The sequence below is a fragment of the Synechococcus sp. CB0205 genome, from assembly GCF_000179255.1.
Taxonomy (GTDB): Bacteria; Cyanobacteriota; Cyanobacteriia; order PCC-6307; family Cyanobiaceae; genus Vulcanococcus.
This window is the reverse complement of record NZ_ADXM01000019.1, coordinates 24,032-45,960: the sequence shown is the minus strand read 5'-3', so window position 1 is coordinate 45,960 and position 21,929 is coordinate 24,032. Positions and strand designations below refer to the sequence as shown.

24 protein-coding genes are annotated in these 21,929 nt (G+C 63.2%); 11 read left to right on the top strand and 13 right to left on the bottom strand.

Annotated elements, in window-relative coordinates:
• Positions 1-79 precede the first annotated feature (79 nt).
• Together ppk1 and CB0205_RS0102170 are read right to left on the bottom strand one after the other, a co-directional pair.
• Positions 80-2,224 carry a polyphosphate kinase 1 gene (ppk1, locus tag CB0205_RS0102175; protein ID WP_010313806.1) on the bottom strand — a complete coding sequence of 715 codons (2,145 nt, stop codon included), beginning with the start codon at positions 2,222-2,224 and terminating at the stop codon, positions 80-82.
• A gap of 48 nt (positions 2,225-2,272) precedes the next feature.
• The gene (locus tag CB0205_RS0102170; RefSeq protein ID WP_010313804.1) at positions 2,273-3,514 is read right to left on the bottom strand and encodes a tetracycline resistance MFS efflux pump; all 1,242 of its coding nucleotides are present in this window, start codon (positions 3,512-3,514) and stop codon (positions 2,273-2,275) included.
• Between the two features lie 288 nt (positions 3,515-3,802).
• Here CB0205_RS0102170 and moaC point away from each other — a divergent pair, with 288 nt between their 5' ends.
• Both moaC and CB0205_RS0102155 read left to right on the top strand, forming a co-directional pair.
• Entirely contained in the window at positions 3,803-4,321 is a 519-nt protein-coding gene (gene moaC / locus CB0205_RS0102160; RefSeq protein WP_010313800.1) for a cyclic pyranopterin monophosphate synthase MoaC, read from the top strand.
• Positions 4,314-5,549 (top strand): molybdopterin molybdotransferase MoeA, encoded by a 1,236-nt coding sequence (locus CB0205_RS0102155; RefSeq protein WP_043705232.1) that lies wholly within the window; start codon positions 4,314-4,316, stop codon positions 5,547-5,549. The genes moaC and CB0205_RS0102155 overlap by 8 nt, the downstream gene beginning before the upstream one ends.
• Positions 5,550-5,553: 4 nt before the next feature.
• On the opposite strand, the gene CB0205_RS0102150 is transcribed toward CB0205_RS0102155, so the two are convergent.
• Both CB0205_RS0102150 and moaD read right to left on the bottom strand, forming a co-directional pair.
• Positions 5,554-6,027, bottom strand: coding sequence for a molybdenum cofactor biosynthesis protein MoaE (locus CB0205_RS0102150; RefSeq protein WP_010313796.1), 474 nt, complete (start codon positions 6,025-6,027; stop codon positions 5,554-5,556).
• Entirely contained in the window at positions 6,027-6,275 is a 249-nt protein-coding gene (gene moaD, locus CB0205_RS0102145) for a molybdopterin converting factor subunit 1 (protein WP_010313794.1), read from the bottom strand. Before moaD ends, CB0205_RS0102150 begins: the two co-directional genes overlap by 1 nt.
• Positions 6,276-6,340: 65 nt before the next feature.
• Here moaD and moaB point away from each other — a divergent pair, with 65 nt between their 5' ends.
• Together moaB and CB0205_RS0102135 are read left to right on the top strand one after the other, a co-directional pair.
• Complete coding sequence (moaB, locus tag CB0205_RS0102140) at positions 6,341-6,844, top strand: molybdenum cofactor biosynthesis protein B (protein WP_029626050.1); 504 nt, start codon at positions 6,341-6,343, stop codon at positions 6,842-6,844.
• Entirely contained in the window at positions 6,841-7,614 is a 774-nt protein-coding gene (locus CB0205_RS0102135; RefSeq protein ID WP_010313790.1) for a sulfite exporter TauE/SafE family protein, read from the top strand. The genes moaB and CB0205_RS0102135 overlap by 4 nt, the downstream gene beginning before the upstream one ends.
• On the opposite strand, the gene moaA is transcribed toward CB0205_RS0102135, so the two are convergent.
• Both moaA and CB0205_RS0102125 read right to left on the bottom strand, forming a co-directional pair.
• Complete coding sequence (gene moaA / locus CB0205_RS0102130) at positions 7,611-8,639, bottom strand: GTP 3',8-cyclase MoaA (RefSeq protein WP_010313788.1); 1,029 nt, start codon at positions 8,637-8,639, stop codon at positions 7,611-7,613. The genes CB0205_RS0102135 and moaA overlap by 4 nt on opposite strands.
• Positions 8,636-9,223 (bottom strand): molybdenum cofactor guanylyltransferase, encoded by a 588-nt coding sequence (locus CB0205_RS0102125; RefSeq protein ID WP_029626049.1) that lies wholly within the window; start codon positions 9,221-9,223, stop codon positions 8,636-8,638. The genes moaA and CB0205_RS0102125 overlap by 4 nt, the downstream gene beginning before the upstream one ends.
• Before the next feature lie 267 nt (positions 9,224-9,490).
• Here CB0205_RS0102125 and CB0205_RS0102120 point away from each other — a divergent pair, with 267 nt between their 5' ends.
• Complete coding sequence (locus CB0205_RS0102120) at positions 9,491-11,044, top strand: NarK family nitrate/nitrite MFS transporter (protein WP_010313785.1); 1,554 nt, start codon at positions 9,491-9,493, stop codon at positions 11,042-11,044.
• Between the two features lie 80 nt (positions 11,045-11,124).
• Positions 11,125-13,356 (top strand): molybdopterin oxidoreductase family protein, encoded by a 2,232-nt coding sequence (locus CB0205_RS0102115; RefSeq protein WP_029626048.1) that lies wholly within the window; start codon positions 11,125-11,127, stop codon positions 13,354-13,356.
• Here the strand turns inward: CB0205_RS0102115 and CB0205_RS0102110 are convergent.
• Positions 13,337-13,804: a nitrate reductase associated protein gene (locus CB0205_RS0102110; protein ID WP_010313781.1), complete on the bottom strand. Its 468-nt coding sequence runs from the start codon at positions 13,802-13,804 to the stop codon at positions 13,337-13,339. The genes CB0205_RS0102115 and CB0205_RS0102110 overlap by 20 nt on opposite strands.
• A gap of 132 nt (positions 13,805-13,936) precedes the next feature.
• Here CB0205_RS0102110 and CB0205_RS15810 point away from each other — a divergent pair, with 132 nt between their 5' ends.
• Together CB0205_RS15810 and CB0205_RS0102105 are read left to right on the top strand one after the other, a co-directional pair.
• A complete protein-coding gene (locus CB0205_RS15810) occupies positions 13,937-14,098 on the top strand; it encodes a hypothetical protein (RefSeq protein WP_156797755.1) in 162 nt (53 codons plus the stop codon).
• Between the two features lie 27 nt (positions 14,099-14,125).
• Entirely contained in the window at positions 14,126-14,323 is a 198-nt protein-coding gene (locus tag CB0205_RS0102105; RefSeq protein ID WP_010313779.1) for a hypothetical protein, read from the top strand.
• A gap of 10 nt (positions 14,324-14,333) precedes the next feature.
• On the opposite strand, the gene CB0205_RS0102100 is transcribed toward CB0205_RS0102105, so the two are convergent.
• Positions 14,334-15,398, bottom strand: coding sequence for an anthranilate phosphoribosyltransferase family protein (locus CB0205_RS0102100; RefSeq protein WP_010313776.1), 1,065 nt, complete (start codon positions 15,396-15,398; stop codon positions 14,334-14,336).
• A 227-nt stretch (positions 15,399-15,625) separates the two neighbouring features.
• On the opposite strand from CB0205_RS0102100, the gene cynS reads away from it, so the two are divergent.
• On the top strand, positions 15,626-16,078 hold the full coding sequence (gene cynS / locus CB0205_RS0102095; protein WP_369791648.1) for a cyanase: 453 nt from the start codon (positions 15,626-15,628) through the stop codon (positions 16,076-16,078).
• Positions 16,079-16,147: 69 nt separating this feature from the next.
• Here the strand turns inward: cynS and CB0205_RS0102090 are convergent, their stop codons facing one another.
• The 4 genes from CB0205_RS0102090 to CB0205_RS0102070 form a co-directional block, all read right to left on the bottom strand.
• Positions 16,148-16,930: a hypothetical protein gene (locus CB0205_RS0102090; protein ID WP_010313772.1), complete on the bottom strand. Its 783-nt coding sequence runs from the start codon at positions 16,928-16,930 to the stop codon at positions 16,148-16,150.
• 3 nt (positions 16,931-16,933) lie between these two features.
• On the bottom strand, positions 16,934-17,824 hold the full coding sequence (locus CB0205_RS0102085) for a formate/nitrite transporter family protein (protein WP_010313770.1): 891 nt from the start codon (positions 17,822-17,824) through the stop codon (positions 16,934-16,936).
• A 316-nt stretch (positions 17,825-18,140) separates the two neighbouring features.
• The gene (locus CB0205_RS0102075; protein WP_010313768.1) at positions 18,141-19,712 is read right to left on the bottom strand and encodes a ferredoxin--nitrite reductase; all 1,572 of its coding nucleotides are present in this window, start codon (positions 19,710-19,712) and stop codon (positions 18,141-18,143) included.
• A gap of 212 nt (positions 19,713-19,924) precedes the next feature.
• Complete coding sequence (locus tag CB0205_RS0102070) at positions 19,925-20,122, bottom strand: hypothetical protein (protein ID WP_010313766.1); 198 nt, start codon at positions 20,120-20,122, stop codon at positions 19,925-19,927.
• A 108-nt stretch (positions 20,123-20,230) separates the two neighbouring features.
• On the opposite strand from CB0205_RS0102070, the gene CB0205_RS0102065 reads away from it, so the two are divergent.
• Both CB0205_RS0102065 and cobA read left to right on the top strand, forming a co-directional pair.
• Positions 20,231-20,779 carry a hypothetical protein gene (locus CB0205_RS0102065; RefSeq protein WP_363155132.1) on the top strand — a complete coding sequence of 183 codons (549 nt, stop codon included), beginning with the start codon at positions 20,231-20,233 and terminating at the stop codon, positions 20,777-20,779.
• Entirely contained in the window at positions 20,776-21,564 is a 789-nt protein-coding gene (gene cobA / locus CB0205_RS0102060; protein ID WP_010313761.1) for a uroporphyrinogen-III C-methyltransferase, read from the top strand. Before CB0205_RS0102065 ends, cobA begins: the two co-directional genes overlap by 4 nt.
• Here cobA and CB0205_RS0102055 read toward each other — a convergent pair.
• Complete coding sequence (locus CB0205_RS0102055) at positions 21,501-21,908, bottom strand: hypothetical protein (RefSeq protein WP_010313759.1); 408 nt, start codon at positions 21,906-21,908, stop codon at positions 21,501-21,503. The two genes, cobA and CB0205_RS0102055, sit on opposite strands and share 64 nt — an antisense overlap.
• Between the last annotated feature and the right edge of the window lie 21 nt (positions 21,909-21,929).

The following is a 21,929-nucleotide window of genomic DNA, read 5'->3' as shown; positions in this document are numbered from 1 at the left end:
CTGGCCACTGCGAGATGTCAGGAATTGGAAGACTTACTAAGGCCTTTTCGTTCGTTTTTCTTTCTGTTTGTAGCCCTCGCTACGCGCCCGCCTCGACAGGGATCAGGCCCTTTCTCCAGCCATCCATCAAGTTGGCTTGCACGGCGATGTTGTCCTCTTCGGGAATGCGGCGGCTGAAGCTGCCATCGCTCTGCATGTCCCAGGCTGTGCAGTTGTCATTGAGATAGCTGTCGATCAGCCGTGTCAGCCGTTCGTGTAGATCGGGATCTTCGATGGGGACCACTGCTTCGACGCGCCGGTCGAGATTGCGACCCATCCAGTCGGCACTGCCGATATACGTCTCGTGCTTGCCGCCGTTCTCGAACCAGAACAGACGGGAGTGCTCCAGGAAGCGACCAATGACGCTGCTCACCCTGATGTTGTCGCTGACACCCGCCAGCCCAGGCCGCAAGCTGCACATCCCGCGCACCACGAGGTCGACCTGGACACCTGCTTGGGAGGCCTCGTAGAGCAGGGCGATGATCCGCGGGTCCACCAGGGCATTCATCTTGGCCTTGATGGCGGCGGGCTGACCGGCCTTGGCGTGCTCGATCTCCCGTCGGATGAGTTCTTGCATGCGGCGCCGCAGGCTCACCGGCGCCACCAGGAGGCGCCGGAAATCCTGTTGCTTGGAGAACCCCGTCAGATAGTTGAACAGTTCGGCCAGGTCCTGCCCCAGTTCCGGCCGGGCGGAGAGCAGACCCAGGTCCGTGTAGAGGGCTGCGGTTTTGGAGTTGTAGTTGCCTGTGCCGATGTGGCAGTAGCTGCGCAGCAAATCCTTTTCCTTGCGCACCACCAGCGTGATCTTGGTGTGGGTTTTCAGGCCGATCACCCCGTAGACCACGTGGACGCCTGAGCGCTCCAGTTGCCGGGCCCACTGAATGTTGTTGTCCTCGTCGAAGCGTGCCTTGAGCTCGACCAGCACCATCACCTGCTTGCCGTTCTCTGAGGCGCGAATCAGGGCGGCAATGATCGGGGAGTCTTTCGAGACCCGATAGAGAGTCATCTTGATGGCCAGCACCGAGGGGTCATCGGCGGCCTGATTGATGAACTCCTCGACGGAGGTGGAAAACAGGTCAAACGGGTGGTGCAGGAGCACGTCACCGCGGCGCAGCACCGAGAAGATGCTGGTGAATTCCTCGGCTTTAATCGAGCCGTCCTCCAGGAGGCTCTTCTGAGCTCTGGCCAGGCTGGTGGGAGTGCGGCCCCGATGCGGGGCATCCTTCAGGGCCGGCAGCGGAATGGCCAGCAGGCTCATCAGGTCATCGAGGCCCAGCGGACCGCCGACCCGATAGAGATCCTCCGGTTCAACGCCGGTGCCCTCCAGCAGCAGTTCCACCACGGCATCCGGCATCTCATCGGCGACCTCCAGGCGCACCACCTCGCCGCCCATGCGTCGTTTGCGCAGGCCCTGTTGTAGGGCCTCCATCAGGTCGTCGGCTTCCAGGTCCCGTAACTCCAGGTCCGCATCTCGGGTGACCCGGAAGAAGTAGTGCCCTTCCACTTCCATCCCAGGGAAGAGCAGCTGCAGGTTGAAGGCCACCACCTGCTCCAGGGGGACGGCGGTGAAGACCGGTTGCGGTTCGGTGGTGCTCAGTTCGGCCGGCAGTTCGACAAACCGCGGCAGGTTCTTTTGCGGGACCTTGACCCGGGCGAATTGTTGAACGCCGCTATCGGGATCGCGGATTAGGGCCGCGATGTTCAAGCTCAGGTTGCTGATGAAGGGGAAGGGGTGCGCCGGGTCCACCGCCAGGGGCGTGAGCACCGGGAAGATGGCGCGCTGGAAGTAGTCGTTGACCCAGGCCTTCTGCTTCTGATTCAGTCCCCGGTAGTCGAGGAGATGGACGCGTGCCTCGGCCAGCTGGTGCTTCAGGTAGTGGCGGTAGTGGGCCTGTTGTTGCTGCAGCAGCGGTGCGAGTTCTTTGCGCACCAGCGCCAGCTGTTGGGTGGGGGTTAGTCCGTCGTCGCTCAGGGTTTGAACGCCCGCTTCCACCTGTGACTTCAGTGAAGCCACACGGACCATGAAAAATTCGTCGAGGTTATTGCTGAAGATCGCGCTGAATTTGGCCTGCTCCAGCAGCGGCGTGTGTTCGCTCAGGGCCTGGGCCAGCACCCTCTGGTTGAAGGCGATCCAGCTGAGCTCCCGATTGATGTAGAGCTCCGGAGCAACCACTGGATCAGCCATGGATGACCCATCACTTTCTGCTGATCAACGTAGCAATCAGAAGGGATCTCAGGCGTGTTGCTCGCGACGCGGAAGGCCTCCAGCCACCAGGGCTGCGACCCCCGCGAGCACCGTGATGCCCAGCCAGAAGGGACTGCGTTGTCCCACCACGTCGTAGGCCAGGCCGGCGAGGGGAGGGCCGATAAAACTGCCCAGGCTCTGGAGGCCCTGAAGGCTTCCCAGGGCTGCCCCCTGGCCGGAGTCATCCAGGCGCCTGGAGACCAGGGCCCGAAGGCAGGGGGTGACCAGGCCGGTACCGAGCGCCAGGATCGCAACGGCGGGGAAGACGACACGGGTGGCGTTGTCGGCCGTTGCCATCGGCACCAGCAGGCAGCCGGCGATCACGAAGCCCAACCCAGCCAGGGTCAGTCGCCATTCGCCAAAGCGTTTCACCAGAGGTCCGATCAAGCCCCCCTGGACGACCGTCGCCACGATGCCGACCACCAAGAAGGCATTCGCGGCTAAGCCCGGTCCCCAATCAAAGGCCTGTTTGAAATAGAGGACCAGCACGGCTGTGAAGCCGTTGAAGGCGAGAAAAAAGAGAAAGAACGCCCCACACAAGCGGCGCACCTGGGGGTTGGTGAACACCTTCTGTAGGGCGATCAAGGGATTGAGGTCCCGTTTGCGTGGCATCGCCAGCCGCGCCTCGGGCGGGTGGGTTTCTGGCAACAGCAGCAGCACCAGCACCAGGTTGATCAGGGCGAAGGCCGCGGCGGCCCACACCGGCAGGGTGACGTTGGTCTGGGAGAGCAGGCCGCCAAAGGCGGGGCCCAGGATGAAGCCCAGGCCGAAGGCCACGCCAATCAGACCAAAAGCCTTGGCACGGTTTTCTGGGGTCGAGATATCCGCGAGCACTGCCCCTGCCGTGGCGGCGGTGCCGCCGCTCACCCCATCAATGAGTCGGGCGGTAAACAGCAGGATCAGGGGAAGGCTCGTCCCGGCGGCCCAGGGAATGGCCTGCCAATCAATGCTGACCGTGATCGCAAAGAGGCTCAAGCCGAGCACCGAGCCCGCCACACAAATGCCGATGACGGGTTTGCGGCCAAAGCGATCGCTCAGGGAGCCAATCAGGGGGGTGACGGCGAACTGCGCGATCGCGTAACTCCCGGCCAGCAGTCCCAGGGTGCGGCCGTTGTCCGTGAAGCTCGCCAGCAGGAAGGGCAGCAAGGGGAAAACAATGCTTTCCCCGAGCCGATCGTTCAGCAGCGTGAGGAACGCGCAGAGAGAGGTGGAGGGCCGTTTCCAGCTCACAGGGCTGTCCCCAGTGTTTGCCTCACCTTCCCATGGAGGCTTAAGCGCTCCTTAGTGGATCCGTCGGATCAGCTTCAGGATGAACTGACGCAGGGAAAAGGACTGTGCGGATCGGGGGTACTGGCGCTGCGGTGAACTCATCACCAGGCCACCCACCATCGAAAAGGATCCAGTCCCGCCTTTCACAAGCATGAGATGAACCGCTGGGTGCGCGAAAGATATGCCCCCTGTCTCGATTGCGCTCGTCAGAAGTGAACGTTTTTAGGTTTTGGATTCGCTCCGGGCAGGATGCATCGTGATGGTTCGCGCGATCGATTCACGGTGAGTTCCACTCCTTCTGGTCTGAGTCACCTCAATGCCAGCGGGGAGGCCCACATGGTGGATGTGGGTGGCCGCGCCGTGAGTGATCGTGTGGCCGTTGCGGAGGGGTTTATTCAGCTCTCGGCGGAGGCTCTGGCCCTGGTGGTGGAGGGGCGTGCGGCCAAAGGGGATGTTCTGGCCGTTGCTCGGGTCGCGGCGATTCAGGGGGCGAAGCGGACCTGGGAACTCATTCCCCTGTGCCATCCCCTGCCCTTAAGCGGGGTCTCCGTGGCGATTGAGCCGGTGGCGGATGGGTTGCGCATCGAGGCCTCGGCCCGCACCACCGGTGTGACCGGTGTGGAGATGGAAGCGCTGACCGCCGTGCAGGTGGGCCTGCTCACCCTCTACGACATGGTTAAAGCGGTCGATCCCGCCATGACGATTGGTCCCGTGCGCCTCCTGAGCAAGACCGGCGGGCGGCGTGGCGATTGGCAGCGTGATGACTGAGCCCTATCCCCGCGAAGGACTTCCCCTGGATCAGGCCCGGGCGCTGGTCTTGGAGGCGCTGCAACCCTTGGGGCTCTCGGAGTCCTTGCCCCTGGCGGACTGTCTGGGCCGCACCCTGGCGGAAACGCTTCATGCGGCGGAAGCCGTGCCAGGTTTCCGCGCTTCGATCATGGATGGCTATGCCATCGCCGGCTCTGAGCCGCCTGAGCCGGGGGACTCCTGGCAGCTGATGGGACGCTCCGCCGCGGGGGCACCGTTTCGCGAGAGCCTGCAGCCGGGACAGGCCGTGCGTGTCCTGACGGGGGCTGTCGTCCCTGAGGGAAGCGGTTGGGTGTTGCCCCAGGAATTGGTGGAGGCCTGTGATGGCCAGCTCCGTTTGCAGAAAGCCTGCGGGGTCAACCCCTGGATCCGCGCCATGGATGAAGAGGCGGCCGCGGGCGGGGTCTTGGCCCAGGCCGGGGATCGCTTGGGTGTAGCGGAGTTGGCGCGCCTGGCCAGTTGTGGCGTTCAGCAGTGCCGGGTTTGGTCACGGCCGCGCGTGGGTCTGCTGATTAGTGGCGATGAGTTACTTCCCCCCGGTGAGCCCCGGCAGTTGGGGGAGATCTGGGAGAGCAACTCGACGTTGCTTTGCGCCCTCTTGCAACGCCTGGGCTACGGGGTTGCCGTGCAGAGGGTGGTTGGCGACCAGCCCGAGCCGATGCGTCAGGCCCTGCTCGAGCTGGCGGCGAACGCTGATGTGGTGGTGAGCACCGGCGGCGTGTCTGCGGGGGATACCGATTGGATCCGGCCCTTGGTGGCGGAACTGGGGGAGGTGCGGTTCTGGAAGTTGTTCCTCAAACCCGGTCGTCCCTTGGCCTGGGGAACGGTGGCTGGGAGGCCCTTCTTCGGCCTGCCGGGCAATCCCGTGGCCGCCGCCGTGACGGCCCTGCAGTTGCTCTGGCCGGCGCTGCAACGGCTGGAGGGGGCTGAGGTTGCGCTGCTGCCGCGTCTGCGGGTTCAGTTGGAGCAGCCCCTTCGGCGCGGTTCGGGGCGCCCAGAATTGGCCCGGGCGTCCTTGGTGGTGGCCGACGACGGTCGCCTGTTGGCCCGGGTCGCGGGGTCCCAGGCGTCCTCCCGGATTGGCTCCCTGGCGCAGGCGGATTTGCTACTGGAGATTCCCGCGGAGCTGGGGAGCTTGGAGGCGGGTGCGGAGCTCTGGGCCCAGCTCCTGCGGCTGCCGATTTTTTGAAGCCCTAGAGCGGGGTGTTGCCCTCGATCCACTGGCTGGATCCATCGGCGCTCCATTCCCGCTTCCAAAAGGGGGCGTTGTGCTTGAGCTCCTCGAGCAGCTCTTGGCAGCAGCGTTGGGCTGGCCCGCGTCGGTCGGCCAAGACCGCGACACAGACGATGGCGTCGTTCACCGCGATGCGGCCGACGCGGTGTTCGATCAGGCAGGCCAAGGCGCCATGGCGCTTGCCGACGGATTCGGCAATGCGTTGGAGTTCCGCCTCGGTCATCCCGGGGTAGTGCTCAAGCTCGAGGGCGATAACGGCACTGGCGCTGCTGGCATTGGCGTTGCCGGCGCGCACACGGCCGATGAACGAACTGCAGGCCGCCGCCCGTTGCAGGCCCGCCTCGAGCAGCTGTTGTTCCCATTGCTGTAGGGAGACCAGTGGCTCAAACCGCTCCAGGTGCAGTCGAATCTGAATCGCGATGGGCTGCTCCATTAGCCCCCAGAGATCGGTGGCAGAAAGGCCAACTCGTCTCCGTTCTGCAGAGGCGTCTCGGCGCTGGCAAAGCGTTGATTGATGGCCACCCGGACCGCGTCCATGGCCCCGGGCAACTCCAGCGTCCGCCAGAGCTCTTCGGCGGTGGTGGGCTCCTCGAGCGGCCATTGACGCTCCGCCCAACCCGCCTGCTCCCGCAGGCTGGCGAACAGGCGGATGCGAATCGAGCCGGGTGCGCTGGAGCCCATGGTTCAAACGCTACCCAGCGGACGATCGGGGTTTGGCAGCATCAACGGACCCCTTGATCCCGCGCGTGGGCCTTTCGATTGCTCTGCTGACCGTCTCCGATACGCGGACCCTTGCCGAGGACCGCTCCGGCGATGCCCTGCAGCAGCGGCTGGAGGCGGCGGGCCATGTTCTGCAGGAGCGTCGCCTGGTGCCGGACAACCGCTACCGCATCCGCGCCGAACTCAGCCGTTGGATCGCCGATGAGGCGGTGCAGGTGGTGATCACCAGTGGCGGGACCGGTTTGACCGGGCGGGACGGGACTCCGGAGGCCGTGGAGCCATTGCTCGATAAACGCATTGAGGGGTTTGGCGAGCTCTTTCGGGTGCTGTCGTTTGAAACCATCGGCACCAGCAGTCTCCAGAGCCGCTGTTTGGCGGGCGTGGCTAATGGCACGGTCGTATTTGTTCTGCCGGGTTCCCTGGATGCGGTGGAAACGGCTTGGGATCGCCTGATCTCCGCTCAGTTGGATGGGGCGACCCGTCCGTGCAACTTGGTGCAGTTGCTGCCGCGCCTGACCGAGGCCCCATGACTGCGCTGGAGCCCGGGCTGCTCTTAGCCCTGGGGCTCATCGCCTTTTTGTATGCCTGCGTTGGCCATGCGGGCGCCTCTGGCTACATCGCCAGCCTGGCCCTCTTCGCCGTGCCGCTGGAGTGGATTCGGCCGATGGCTTTGGTGATGAATCTGGTGGTGGCGAGCCTGGCCAGTTGGCGTTTTTACCGCGATGGCCACCTTCCGGTAGTCGTCCAGCGCCGTTTCCTGCTGCCCCTGCTCTCCTGCTCGATTCCCGCGGCGCTGCTGGGTGGGAGTTGGCAGCTCCCGAGCGATGGCTTGAGCCTGTTCTTGGCCGTGGTGTTGCTCTTTTCGGCCCTGCGGCTTTGGCGGCCGACGGCGGGGCCTGGGGCGGCGGCCTTGGCCCTGCCTCCACTCCCATGGGTCTTGTTCACCGGAGCCCTGCTGGGTCTGTTGGCTGGGTTGAGTGGAACCGGGGGAGGGATCTTCTTGACTCCCCTCGTGCTGCTGGCGGGTTGGCTTCCCATCCGCCTGGCGGCCGGGGTCTCAGCGGCCTTTATCTGGTGCAACTCCCTGGCGGGCCTCAGTGGTTGGCTGCTGAGCTACGGCGCTTCTGCTCTGCCGCCCGTGCCAGTTCTGCTGGCCCCGTTGCCCCTTGTGGCCTTGGCAGGAGCCTTGGGGAGCTGGTGCGGCAGCCGGCGGTTTCAAGAGGTCTGGATTCGTCGACTGCTGGCGTTGGTGCTGCTGTTGGCCAGCCTCAAGTTGTCGGGTCTGTTGGCTTGGCTCTAGCCCCCCAGATAGGCCATCTCGGCTTTGGGCTGCGCCAGGCGCGAGGCACGTTCTTCGCTGTAGCGATCTCGGCGGTGGCTCCAGAGCTGGCCGATCGCTTGGCGAAGGCTTTCCGGGGTCTGTAGCCAAGGCTTGAGGTCTTGGCCCTGCGAGGCAAACAGGCAGGTGTAGGCCATGCCATTGGCTGTGACCCGTAGCCGGTTGCAGTCGCCGCAGAACGGTTGCGTGATGGAGGCCACGACGGCAACGGCCCCGCGGCCATCCCGGTAACTCCAGCGGCTGGCGGTGCTATGGGCAGGGCGTCCCAGGGGCTCCAGGGGCCATCGGCTGCCCAGGCGCTCGATCATTTCGGCAGCGGGCACGACCTGCTCGGGGGACCAGCCGTTGCGGTTGCCCACATCCATGGTTTCGATCAGCCGCAACTCCAGGCCCTGGTCGCGGGCGAGGGCGGCGAGGGGCAGCAATTGATCGTCGTTGCGTCCCCGCTGGATCACGCTGTTGAGCTTGAGCTCTCCAACGGCGGGATCAAACCCAGCGTCCTTGGCCGCGGCGATGGCCGCCAAGACCTGCTGCAGGAGCTGTACTCCCTGGTGCGGCCGGCCGCTCATCTCCCCGACACGCTCAGGCGCGACGGCATCGAGGCTGATGGTGATGCGCTGCAACCCTGCTCGCCGCAGCCGCTGGGCTCGCTCAGGGCTGAGCAGCAGGCCATTGGTCGTTAAAGCGATGTCGCTCAACTCCCGCAGGGGGCTGTTGGTGTGCCTTCGCGCGAGGCCGATGGCCTCCAGTAATTCCTCCAGATCAGGCGTCAGCAGCGGTTCCCCACCGGTTAGGCGCAGGCTGCTGACCCCCAGGCTGCAGGCCGCTTCGATCACCCGCAGACGCTGCTCCGTTGTCAGTCGGTCTGGTGCTTCTTCCCCGTCCGGTTGGCAGTAGGGGCAAGCCAAGTTGCAGCGCGCTGTCAAAGAGAGCCGCAGGACCCCAAGGGGACGCTGAAGTTGATCGGTGGCCGGTCCTGGGCTCATGGCATCAGCCTGGCGCGCTCCGCAGGCGTGTTCGCATTGAGGAGTTGCTGGGCAGGAAGCACCACAGCTTGATGGGGGATGGTGGCGAGCCAGCCCTGCCAGCGCCGCTCCCCCGCCTCTAGCGCCTGGGCGAGGGTGCTGCGCTGCTTGGCTCCACCCGGGTAGATCCCCAGCAGGGGCTGCAGCTGTTGGCCGTCATGGGCCACCGCAGCCTGGCCTGGCGCGAGCTCCCACTGGGTGATCAGCGACTCCAGCGTCTCTTGGCTCAGGCGGGGCATGTCCACCGGAGCGATCAGCACAGCGCTGTCGCCTGTGCTGGAAAGCACCTGTGCAAGGGCCCTGAGGGGGCCTTGGGCAGGCGGGGGCTCCAGGGTGAGGTGGACCCGCTCGAGCCCGGCCACCAATGCCGCATGGCTTGGGTGTTGGCTGCAAACCGCGACCGATTCACAGACTCGACTGAGGAGCTCCGCAGTGCGTGAAAGCCAGCTCCCGCCATCGGGGTGCGGGAGTGCTGCCTTGTCTTGGCCCATGCGCCGGCTCGCACCGCCGCAGAGCACGGCGCCATGGATCCGCACTGGAGTCATGTATGCACGATGTAGCGCTGGGAACCGCTCTTAATGTCGCTGTTGCTACCAAGCAAATCCCTGGGCCTTGTTGCTCGGACAGGCGATAAGCCTGGTTGATTGCATTGATTAGCCCGCGTCCGGTCCGCTGCCTGGATTGATCTTTGGTAGCTGTCGTTACCCGTTGGGGTGGCTCTCGGGTGGTCCAATTCCGTCAGCGCTTGATGCGCGATTCCCCCGGTCGCTGCTTTTTGAAGGCCTGGGCTTACTCCACTGTCCCTGTCCTCCATGCTTGGCGATCTTTGGTCGCTCCAGGGGAGATATCGCACTCTTCATCTCACCTGGTTCGCCTTCTTCCTGACGTTTGTCGTCTGGTTCAACCTGGCTCCACTGGCTACAACGGTTAAGGCCGATCTTGGCCTCGACCTTGGTCAAATCCGTACCGTTGCGATCTGCAACGTTGCCCTCACAATTCCTGCTCGCGTGCTCATCGGCATGCTGCTGGATAAGTTCGGTCCCCGTAAGACCTACTCGGCGATTCTTGTCTTCTCGGTGATCCCCTGCCTGCTGTTTGCATCAGCGCAGGACTTCAATCAACTGGTGGTTGCTCGTCTGCTGCTCTCCATCGTTGGTGCTGGCTTTGTGATCGGTATCCGCATGGTGGCCGAATGGTTCCCGCCCAAGGAAATCGGTCTGGCGGAAGGGATCTACGGCGGTTGGGGCAACTTTGGCTCGGCCTTCTCTGCGCTGACTCTTGTCGCCCTTGCTGGCTTCCTGTCCTTCTCAGGTGGCTTCGAGCTGCCCACCGGCGCCATTTTGAATTGGCGTGGTGCGATTGCTCTGACCGGCATTATTTCGGCGGTTTACGGGGTTATCTACTTCTTTAACGTCACTGATACTCCCCCCGGTAAGGCCTACCAAAAGCCGGCCAAGTCTGCTGGTCTTGAGGTGACTTCCATGCGGGATTTCTGGGGCCTGCTGGGCATGAATGTTCCCTTCGCGGCCATTCTCTGCGTGCTCTGCTGGCGCCTGCAAAAAGTTGGCTTCCTGAATGCCGGCACCTATCCCCTGGCGCTCCTGGCAGTTCTGGTTTGGTTCGGCTTCCAGACCTGGGGCATTATTCGCACCAACCGCGATCTGATCAACGGCGTTAAGCAATATCCCAAGGAAGACCGCTACGAGTTCAAGCAGGTCGCCATTCTGGAGCTCACCTACATCGTGAACTTCGGATCTGAGTTGGCGGTTGTCTCCATGCTGCCGACGTTCTTTGAGACCACGTTTGATCTGCCGAAGGCAACAGCCGGCATCCTGGCGTCCTGTTTTGCCTTTGTGAACTTGGTGGCTCGTCCCGGTGGCGGTCTGATTTCCGACAAGCTCGGCAGCCGCAAAAACACCATGGCCTTCCTGACCGGTGGCTTGGGCATTGGTTACTTGATCATGAGCATGATCAAGCCCGGCGCGTTCTCCGGCTCCCTGGGCATCACCGTCGCGGTGTTGATCACGATGCTGGCCTCGTTCTTCGTCCAGGCCGGTGAAGGTGCGACCTTCGCGATGGTGCCGCTGGTCAAGAAGCGTGTGACGGGGCAGATCGCAGGTCTTGTGGGCGCCTACGGCAACGTTGGTGCGGTTGCTTACCTGACGATCTTCAGCTTGCTGCCGATGTGGATGGGTGGTGGCAAAGATCCCTCTGCGGAGATCGTTGCCTCCTCCAACAGCGCCTTCTTCCAAATCCTCGGTACTGCGGGATTGATCGTCGCTTTCCTCTGCTTCTTCTTCCTGAAAGAGCCCAAGGGCTCCTTCGCTGAAGAGCATGCGGACGAGAAGGCTCTCGTTAACGCCTAATCCTCCCCGTCGCTGGGGTTCTCAGGGGGCGGCCATCAGGAGCCGCCCCTTTTTCTTTCGACCTTGTTTCGTTCCTGGTCATGGCCCAGTCCGCTTCCGGCAACGTGCGTAGCCAATGCCCCTATTGCGGTGTTGGTTGTGGGCTTGAGCTGATTCCGCCGGCTTTGCCCGGTCAGGCGGTCAAGCGCGACGCCGAGGGCAATCCGATCTGGACCGCGAGGGGCGATCGCCAGCACCCCTCAAGCCTGGGCCAGGTCTGCATCAAGGGTGCGACCGTCGGCGAGACCTTGGACCGTGGGCGTCTCCGGGAGCCGCTCTATCGCTCCAGCCTGGACGACCCGTTTCAACCCATCCGGTGGGAGCAGGCCATGGACCTGCTGGTGGGCCGGATCCGCAGCACCTTGGCCACCAAGGGGGCTGACGCCATTGCCATGTACGGCTCTGGCCAGTTCCACACCGAGGACTATTACCTGGCCCAGAAGTTGTTGAAGGGTGCATTGGGCACCAACAACTTCGATGCCAATTCCCGGCTTTGCATGAGCTCCGCGGTGGCGGGCTATACCCGCAGCCTCGGCTCCGATGGCCCCCCTGCCTGTTACGAGGATCTGGACCACTGCTCGGTGGCTTTCCTGATTGGAACCAACACCGCGGAGTGCCACCCGGTCCTGTTCCAGCGTCTGTTGAAGCGCAAAAAACGCAATCCAGGCAGCGTCACGATCGTGGTGGTCGATCCCCGCTCAACGGACACAGCCAAGGCCGCTGACATTCATCTGCCCATCGCCCCGGGCACTGATCTGGCGCTGCTCCACGGTCTTGCCCATCTGGTGCTGCGGGAGAACGGTCAAGACCCGGCGTTCATTGACGACCACACCGAGAACTACGACGCTTTTTTTGATGTCGCGGCCCGTTGGACGCCCCGAAAGGTCGCCCGCTTTTGCAACATCCCAGAAAAACGGCTGCGGGAGGTGGCGGAGCTGTTTCGCCGGCGTGAGCGGGTCCTCAGTCTCTGGTCGATGGGGGTCAATCAGCGGCGCGAGGGCACCGCGGTGGTCGGCGGCCTGATCAACCTTCACCTGCTCACCGGTCAGATCGGCAAAGAGGGAGCGGGACCCTTTTCATTGACGGGGCAGCCCAACGCCATGGGTGGCCGGGAGGCCGGGGGCCTGTCCCATCTGTTGCCGGGGTACCGCCTGGTGACCAACGCCGAACACCGTCAGGAGGTTGAGCAGGCCTGGGGACTCCCCGCCGGCAGCATCGCGGCGACGCCGGGCTTGGCGGCCTGGCAGCAGGTGGAGGCCATGGAGCGCGGCGAGCTGGATCTCTGGTGGGTGGCCGCAACGAATCCCCTGGTGAGCCTGCCGGACCTCGATCGCGTCAAAGCTGCGATGCGGCGCTGCCCTCTGGTGGTGGTGAGCGATGCCTACGCCGACACGGAAACGGCTCACTACGCCCACCTGGTCTTGCCGGCGGCCCAGTGGAGCGAGAAGGCCGGTGCGATGACCAATTCCGAGCGCAGGGTCACCTATTGCCCGGCCTATCGCCCTCGCCACGGCGAGAGCCGGCCCGACTGGGAGGTGTTCGCGGAGGTGGGTCGGCGCCTGGGCTTTGAGGAGCAGTTCAGCTACGACTCCGCGGCTGAGGTGTACGCGGAATTCAGTCAGCTCACGGCCGGGCGTCTCTGTGATGTCTCTGGCTTGAGTCATGCCCTGTTGGAGGAGGCCGGCCCCCAGCAGTGGCCCTTCCCGGCGGGCAGTTCAGCCACCACCGAGGCCAAGCGGCTCTACAGCGACCATCAATTCGCGACACCCTCGGGACGTGCTCGCTTCTGCATCGACCAACCCCTGGGATTAGCGGAACCTCCCTGCGAGACCTATCCACTGGTGCTCACCGTGGGCCGGTATCTCGGTCAATGGCACACCATGACCCGCACGGGAAAGGTCGATCGGCTGCAGACCATGCATCCCGAGCCGCTGCTTGAGATTCACCCCCAAGATGCCCTTGAGCTCAAGCTGCGGGATGGGGAGTTGGCGGCTGTGAGTTCACGCCGCGGACACATCACCGCCAACGTCAAAGTCACCGATCGCATCCGCCGTGGGTCGGTGTTTCTTCCGATGCATTGGGGGTTTACCCAGGAGAAGGCATGCGAGGCCAATACCTTGATGCACGATCAGGCCTGTCCCGTCTCCAAGCAGCCGGAACTCAAGGCCTGCGCGGTCATCGTTGCCCCGGCGGTGTCGGTGGTCAAACCGGTGGAGCAGGAGGCGGGGCGCCTGGAGGCCCTGCGGCGCTGGTTCAGCCCAGCACTTCGCTAAAGGCGGCCTCCAAGTTGTGGTGGTCATGCCCTGGCCTGGCCAGCTTGCACAGGGCAAACCGCTCTAATTCGTTGAGCGCGCCCCATTGCTCTGTTTGTAGGGGGATACCGCGGAGTTGCGCGGCCTCGATCAAGACCTCGGGAATCTGCTGCGGGTTTTGCCAGGGCTCGCCGCTGGCGATCGGCAGCGTTTTGGCCTGACCGTCGGCCATGGTCTCCGTGCGACTTAAGAGATGCTCTCCCAGTTGCTCAAGCGCGTCTTGGGTGTCGAGCCAGTCGACAAGTGTTTGCCGCTCGTCTTGGTTGAGGGCGAGCCAATGGTTGAGCTTGAGCTTGATGCCGCAGAGGTCCAGCTTGCGCCGCACGCAGAGGGGAATGCAGCGCCAGTTGCCGATGAAATCGCTTTCAAAGTCAAAGCAATGGCTTGCTGAGGGGGCCTCAGTTGTCACGGCCAGACGTCGTTCTGGTAGTGATTTTGACGCTTCTGAGGATTGCTTGCTCCCGGCGGATGGGTTTGGTGTCAACGGCGGCCAAATCGGTGCGTTGGTCTCTTCAAACTCACTTCAACTCTTCCGTTCACCATGCGTTTGGCCGTTGCTCTTGGGGTTCTGCTGGGAAGTTCCCACGGCTGGGTGAGCAGCGATCGACTTCTGGCAGGCGCGGCCGCCTGGTCCATGGCGCCGGCGGCGTCCACAACGTTTTGGACCGGTTCAGCTGGCGAGGGTTGGCTGACGTCTCCATAGTGGATGGGTTGAATCCCCCATGCCGTCATGGCAACCAAAACTGGAGTTGCGGTTCAGGGCCGCCATCCCCTGACGATCGCCACAGGTTTCCTAGGAGCCTTTGTTGTCGCGTCCTTGGGCGTCCAACTCATCCGTAGTGCCTCCATCTCGGCTTCCGCACCCGTGTCGGTGCAGCCCGTGATTGCTGGCCAAGCGGCGATGTGGCAGGTGCTGGGCGAGCGCTGATTGGTTGCTCTCAGCCCATCTCCTGGCGCAGACGCTGGAGGTGGGCCATGACCACCCCCGAGCTCAGAAGATCTCGGCAGCGCTCGAGGCCGTCGGTGAGGTTCGCCTCCAGTCCGGCCTGCCAGAGGTAGGTGCCTGCATTCCAGATCAAGGCGGTCGCGAGTTCCCCTTGTCCGCCGAGGGCGGCGGCCGATTGGTTCCCCCAGGTCTCAAGCCCGTCCCAAAGCGGGTCGGCTCCGTAGCAACCGTTGTCGCGGGGGTGGAGAATCTGGCGCCCGTCCTCCTCTCGGGTTGGACGACCCGTCACGCAGGCCCGACTGATCGGCAGATCGGTGCTTCCCTCGAGGCCTTTGACGGTCAGCACGTTGGTTTCCCCCGCTAAGTCCAGTGCCTTCCAGGCCCGCGCTTCGGTTGGCGGGTGGACAAAGCCACTGACCAGCAGGTGCTCGCCCTGGTGCGCAGTCCAGAGCAACTCGAGGCTGGCCAGCGGTGGCCGCTTGCCGAGATCCTCGCGGTAAGGGATCAGGGTTTCGGCATCCGGGAGGTGGTCCGGTTGATGGACCAACGCCAGATCGCAAGCGTTGAGCTTGGCCTGGACCCACTCGACGCTTCGGCCGGCGAGCTGCAGGCCCAAACAGGCGAACAGCTCCTGGGCCGTGATCCCGTATTTCACCGGGATGCGGCCGGCCCCTTGCAGCACCACGGGGAGTCCGGCACTCGAGAGCACCAGGGCGGTTAGGGGGTAGATCGGAGCGGTGCGCGTGCGCCCGTCAAAGGGCATGCCGAAGCTGATGGCTGGCTTGCCGGTTGTCAGCTGCGGGCCCCGCTTTCGGTACACATCCAGCATCCCGGTGAGCTCCTGAGGCTCAGGCCGGCGGATGCGGTGGGCGATCAGGAAGGCGCCGATTTGGGCCGGGCTAGCGGCCCCATCGAGCATCAGTTCGAGGGCGTGGGCGGCTTCTTCGCGCGTCAGTCCACTACTGGTGTGCTCGCCACTGCCGACTTTTCGGAGATAGGCCTTGAACAGCTCACGGCCATTCGGTGGGCCGTCGGTTGGGGGAGCGGCGTAGGTCAAGCCGACAGAAGAGCTCGTTCTCACTGGATTCTCCGTGCCGACAAGGCCCGATCTGGTAGCAGCAGCTACCAAGTTGTTTCAGGCTCGGTAACAAAGGCTGCGAAGTTGATCCCCATCTGCAGCGAATCTGACATGCGAGCAGAACGCAGATTGCGCTTCATTCTGTTCACTCCTCTCATCAATTCTGGCCTGTCTCCATGACGGTTACTCCTGTTTCAATGCCCTCGTTGGCAGCTCCCTCTCCCGCCACAATCACGGCGACGTTGATGGCGGCGAAGAAGGCCAAAGGGCTGAGCTTCGCTGATCTGGAGGCCGCCCTGGGTCGCGATGAAGTGTGGATCGCGTCGCTGTTCTACTGCCAGTCCACCGCTTCGGCTGAAGAAGCCCAAAAGCTGGCTGAACTGCTCAGCCTTGACCATGCCATTACCGAGGCACTGCAGTCGTTCCCGACCAAGGGCGGTCTGGATCCTGTGATCCCGACTGATCCGCTGATCTATCGCTTCTACGAGATCATGCAGGTGTACGGAATGCCCCTGAAGGACGTGATCCAAGAGAAGTTTGGTGATGGCATTATGAGCGCCATTGATTTCACCTTGGATGTGGACAAAGTTGAAGACCCTGCTGGTAACCGAGTGAAGGTCACCATGTGCGGCAAGTTCCTTCCTTATAAGAAATGGTGAGCTTCGGCTCCCAAAGCAAAAGCCCACCAACGGTGGGCTTTTTTTGTGGCGAATTGTAGAAATGAATAGTTATGCCAAGGCCTGCTCGACCAGGGCTTGATGCCTGACCTGAGCCTTGAGTTGACGCCGCAGCGGCTCTTCTAAGGCTGTGCCAGCCAATTCGCCTCGAAGCTCCAGCAGCTGCTGGCAGCATTCCAGGCTGCCGATGCAACCGAGGGCCTGGAGTGCCGCTTCAGCGACGCGGGGCAGAGCTTCGGTGCTGATGCAGCCGCGAATGGCAGCTAAGACGCTGGGTTCGTTGCGCCGTTGCAGCAGCTTGATCGTGGCAATCACCACATCGGCGCGAAAGTCCTGCAGCAGAGGCGTCGTCAGGCGTAGGACCTCCTCGGCCGTCAGGCTGCGATTGCGGAAGGTCAGCAGGCTGAGGCCTGCCAGGCGATGGCTCTGGCCAGGTGCGCTCAGCGCTGATTCGATGATCCTGAAATCGATCAGATTGCCCCAGCAGCCGAGGGATTCGAGCACATCGGGCTCCAGGGGTCCGGCCTCTGGCAGCCAGGTAAGGAGCTGAGTGCAGGCCTGGGGGTGATGACAGATTCCCAGGGCGCGAATGAGGGGCAGAGAAATGCCCTGCGATTGGCAGAGGGGAAGGATCAAGGCAATGGCCTCGGGTCCGGCCATCCCCAGCCGCTCAGCCAGGCTGAGGGCAAGGGTGGGATCGGAGACCCGAGGCAGCAGAGCGCTCAGTTCTTCAGGGGTGAGGGGCTGCCGCCTCCAGCGTCCGAGCCGCTCGCTCAGAGCAGCTTCCTCATGGGGCTGAAGAAGGTCAGAGGCAGGGGCGACAGCGAGTCCCATTGATCAGCGAGCCCCCAGCTCGGCGGCCAGTTCCCGCTCCAGCTTGTCGTCGTGCTCACTGGGGAGAACGTTGGGCATCTTGGTGCGGTGGGTGCTGTAGAAGAGCATCCCGATGAAGACCATCCCGCCCACGATGTTGCCGAGGGTGACGGGGATGAAGTTCCAGACGATCACCTTGCCGAAGGACACACCGGAGCCCAGCAGCGGGCCGGCGGTATGCAGGAACTGGTTCACCACGATGTGCTCCATGCCCATCGTTTGGAAGGCCGTGATCGGCAGCCAGCAGGCCAGCAGCTTGCCGGGAACGCTCTTGCTCACCAGGGCCATGGTCACGCCCAGGCAGACCAGCCAGTTGGCGACCATGCCCCGCAGGAAGGCCAGGAAGAAGCCAGTGCTGCCAAGGGCTTCGTACTTGGTGACCACATTCAGCTTGTTGAGCTTGATGATCGTGGCGGCCACAACCTGCCAGCCCTTGCCACCGTCGGCAGCGGCCAGGGGCTCAACGGTGCCGGCGCTGGTCAGGCTGGCCCACATGATCAGGGCAACAACGGCGGTGCCGATGAAGTTGCCAATCCAGACCCAGGCCCAGTTGCGGAAGGTGGCGCTCCAGCTCGCCTTGCCGGCCCAGACGCTCATGGGCAGCAGGGCGAAGTTGCCGGTGACCAGCTCCATGCCGAAGAGGACGATGCTGGCGAAGCCGAAGGGGAAGAGCAGCGAGCCCAGGAAGGGCATCTTGCTCTGGGCTGCCACGGTCAGGGCCAGGATCACGGCGAGACCGAGGATGGCTCCGGAATAGAAACCGCGGATCAGCAGGTTCTTGACGCTGACGGTTGCTTTTTTGCCGCCGGCAGCAATCATGCCGTCGACTAATTCGTTGGGTAGGACATAGTCCATCTGTGAAGCTGTCGCGCTCATGTTTTGCTCTGCAAGTGATGTGTGAGGAAAGGAATTAACCGCTAATGCGGTTCATCAAGCGAGAAATGATGTCTTGGCTGCCTTGGGGCCTGTTGACGGCAGCTTTGTCAGTGCCACTGCTGCTCAGCCAATTCACAAACCGAGAGAAGACATCTCCCTTTTGCTGCGTCGTTGATGAAGACATGCGTCCGAAGTTGAGGGTGAGACGGTGCGATCTGATTGAGGACAGGCTTCAGAAGAAAGGAGCACCTGGTCTCAAAAATGCCGGTAAATGTGTAGTGCGGACTGCGGCTTTTTACGTCCTGGGCTTGGCGCCAAACTGTTCAATGAGAACCTCTTTCAGCACCGCTTGGATTTCACTGGCGGGAACTCCTTTGCGGTGCATCTCGCCGATTTGAGGGTTGGCACCTTGGGAGCCGCCAATGGTGATGTTGTAGCCCTCGCCCATGCCGCCATCGGGCTGTTTGGTTTTGGTTCCGGTGAGACCAATGGCGCCCATGTAGGCCTGGCCGCAGGTGTTGGGGCAGCCCGTCCAGTGGATCTTCAGTTCCTCCGGAAGGACCAATTCACGATCCAGCGCTTCAGCAGCAGCGAGGGCTTGATCCTTGGTGTTGGTGAGGGCAAAGCTGCAGTAGCTGTTGCCGGTGCAGCTGACGGTGCCAGCGGCAATGTGGCTGGGGTTCAGGCTGAAGCGCTGCAGCAGTGGTTCCGTTTCAAAGGCCTGGAGTTGAGCGCTGCTGATGCCGGTAAAGATCACGTTTTGATCTTCCGTCAGGCGCACACTGCCGTCGCCATGGCGCTCGGCAAGGGCGGCAATGTCTTGGAAGTCTTCGGCCAGCAGGCGTCCGACGGGAACATGGACACCGGCGTAGTGCAGGTCCTGCTGCTTCTGCGGGTGGATGCCGTAGTGGGAGCGGGGTTCAGCGTCGAAGACTGAACCTGGATCTGGGGTCAGCGGACCAAAGCGTTCTTCCACCATGGCCCGGAAAGCCTCCAGGCCAACCTCGTCGAGATACAGACGGAAGCGACCCTTAGGACGCTTGTCCCGCTCGCCGTTGTCCCTCCAGATCTTGATCACGGCTTCGGTGATCGCACAGATTTGATCTGGCTTGACCCAAGCATTCAAGGGAATGGCATAGGCATTCATCTGGGAGGAGAGGATGCCGCCGATCCAGACGCCGAAGCCCATCTCGCCGTTGCGCTCAACGGGGTGGAAGGCGATGTCGTTGTGGAGCAGGAAGTTGTCGCGTGCACCAGCGACAGCCGTATTCCACTTCCGCGGAAGGTTGGAGAACTCGGGGTTGCCCTGGTGGTTGCTCGTGAGGAAGTTTTCGAGCTCCTGGGTGTACGGGCGAGTGTCGACAATCTCCAGGGGGTCAATGCCGGCAATGGGATTTCCGGTGACGTTCCTGGGGTTGTCGAAGGCCGACTGGATGGTGGTCAGGCCAACCGCTTTGAGTTGACCCAGAATCTCGGGCAGGTCCTCCAGGAGGATGCCGCGCATTTGGATGTTTTGGCGCGTGGTGATGTCAGCGCTTCCGTTGCTGCCGTAGCGAGCCACGATGTTGCCGACGACCCGAAGCTGCTCTGCGGAGATCACCCCGTTGGGAACCCGCAGGCGCATCATGAACAGCCCTGGAGTTTTGGGTCTCCAGAACATTCCGTACCACTTCAGTCGCAGCTGAAGATCCGTCTCATCGACGTTCTCCCATCCAAGTTTGGCGAACGTCTCGATTTCGCTGCCGACGAGTAGGCCGTCTTTGTCAGCTTTGTTCTGCTCAATCTTATTGAGCTTCTTACCTTCGAGCCAGCTCGGTAGTGCGCTGGGTATCTCGTTTGCGTTGGACATCGTTGGCGTCGCCACCATGGGAAATCGGTTCAGATGAAGTCAGCAACTGAGCCGTTTCCAAAACAAAGAACGACTAGTGGGGGGAATCAAATCATTCGCCCTCTGCACTGCTTTGTCGCCGTTGTTACGGATCGACGCCGTCCAAGGGGAGTGGTGAAAAGGGTGTCAACGGATACCTAAAGGGGTCCCATCTTCCGGGTTGATGGTCACGCTCTTCGGCCCCGCGCAGCTCAGTATTGGCGTCCGATTTCGCCCAGCATTCGCGTCGCTCCACCGCGAATCATTTGCCAGACCTTGCCCATGGCGGCGAAGTCGGCATCGAGTTCGCGCCTCCACTGCGGGGTGGGCTGCATCTCCCGGTAGCGGGGGCGTCCGTAGCTGCTCTGGGGCCTGCGGCGGGAGCTGGGCAAGGGGCGGGCGGCTGGCATGGTGTTCCTATGAATCCGGTGTATGTGACTCCATCAGCAGGCCCGGGGTGCTGGCGGTGGCCGTTGCTACCGAAGCCCTCCGCTGCTGGGCAGTCGCCCTTGTTCTTGGTGGTCCACGGCCACGCCGGTGGGCAGATTCCCCAGGTCATCACTGAGCTGCTGAACGATCTCGCCCAGGCCCGTCAGGCTCCGGTTTGGTTGCAAGCCCTCACGGCTGATCCTCTGGAGCTGCCCCAGGGGCAATCGCTGCTGTTGGTGCCCCTGCTGCTGACGCCCGGCAGCCATGCTCGCAGTGATGTCCCGGGGATCCGTGATCGGCTGCGCCGAGAAGGGCATCAGGTGTGCACGCTTCCTTTCCTCGGGGCCTGGGGCCCCTGGTTGGAGCATTTGCGCGCGCTGAATGCTCCGGCTGTGTTGCACCATCCCCTTCGGCCAGGGGTGGCGGATCGCTACCTCTCGGCCCTGAGCCGCTACCTGGGGGTGCCCTGCTTAAGTGCAGACCGAAGCGCCCCGAGCGATGCGGCGGCATTGCCCTTGGCCCTTGCGCCCAATCGGATGACGGCCCATCTACGGACGGACGTCTCCCCCTGTCTGGCGCTGCTGGAGCGTCCGGCCACCCGTCAGTTCTTGTTCAACCTCCTGCTCGATCTGCCATGACCGCTGACGTTGCCGGCAAGGTGTATCTGGTGGGAGCTGGTCCCGGTGACCCCGACCTCCTGACGGTCAAGGCCCAGCGTTTGCTTAGCCAGTGCGATGCCCTGGTCTATGACTCACTGGTGCCGCGCGAGGTCTTGGCCTTGGTGCCGGACGGTGCCGAGCAGCACTTCGTTGGGAAGCGCCGGGGCCATCACTCTGTGCCCCAACCCAGCACCAATGCCGTGCTGGTGGAGATGGCCAAGCGCCATCGCTGCGTGGTGCGTCTGAAGGGTGGGGATCCCTTTCTCTTTGGTCGTGGCGGTGAGGAGGCGGCCCACCTCGAGCGTCATGGGATCGCCGTGGAGGTGGTTCCCGGGGTGACGGCTGGGATCGCCGCCCCTGCCTATGTCGGCATTCCCGTGACCCATCGCCGTGCGGGCAGTTCCGTCACCTTCGTGACCGGTCACGAGGAGATTGATAAGCGTCGTCCTGGGGTGGACTGGCGCGGCTTAGCCCGCAGCAGTGATGGCCTGGTGATCTACATGGGCCTGCACAACCTGCCCCATATCTGCGAGGAGTTGATTGCCGGCGGCCTGGACGCCTCAACCCCTGCTGCGGCGGTGCAGCAAGGCACGGTGCGGGGGCAGAAGGTGGTGGTCTCCACCTTGGGTGGTTTGGCTGCAGCCGTTCAGGAGGCGGAGCTGGCCTCCCCGTCCATCGTGGTGATTGGCGATGTCGTCAGTCAGCGCGTTGAAAGCTGCGCCCCTGAGCCGGCCCTCGTGGAGATGCCGATTCCGCTCAAATAGGGCTGAGGCCGTCCCAGGTGCAGGGTTCGCAGGGACCATCCGCGAGGTGCTCGGCGCACCTGGGCGGAGAGCCACTGCTGATCCCGTTCCTTGAGGGCTGCTCGATCGCTTAGGTCTTCGCCGCCGTAGAGCAGGTTGATGATCCGATCTGGGTCAAGCTCCAGTTCCGCCACCTCATTCCAGAGGCCTTGGCTGGCTTGGGCATCGGCCCGGCCGATCTGTGCCTCGGCGAGGGACTGGGCCAGCAAGATCACCAGGGCCTGTTCTTTGCGGGCAGAAAAGCTGTCACTGCTGATCCCGGCGCGGCTCGGGCGGTCAGTGCAGCTGCTGGAGGGGGCTGTCATCACAACCTTCCAAGGGTTGGG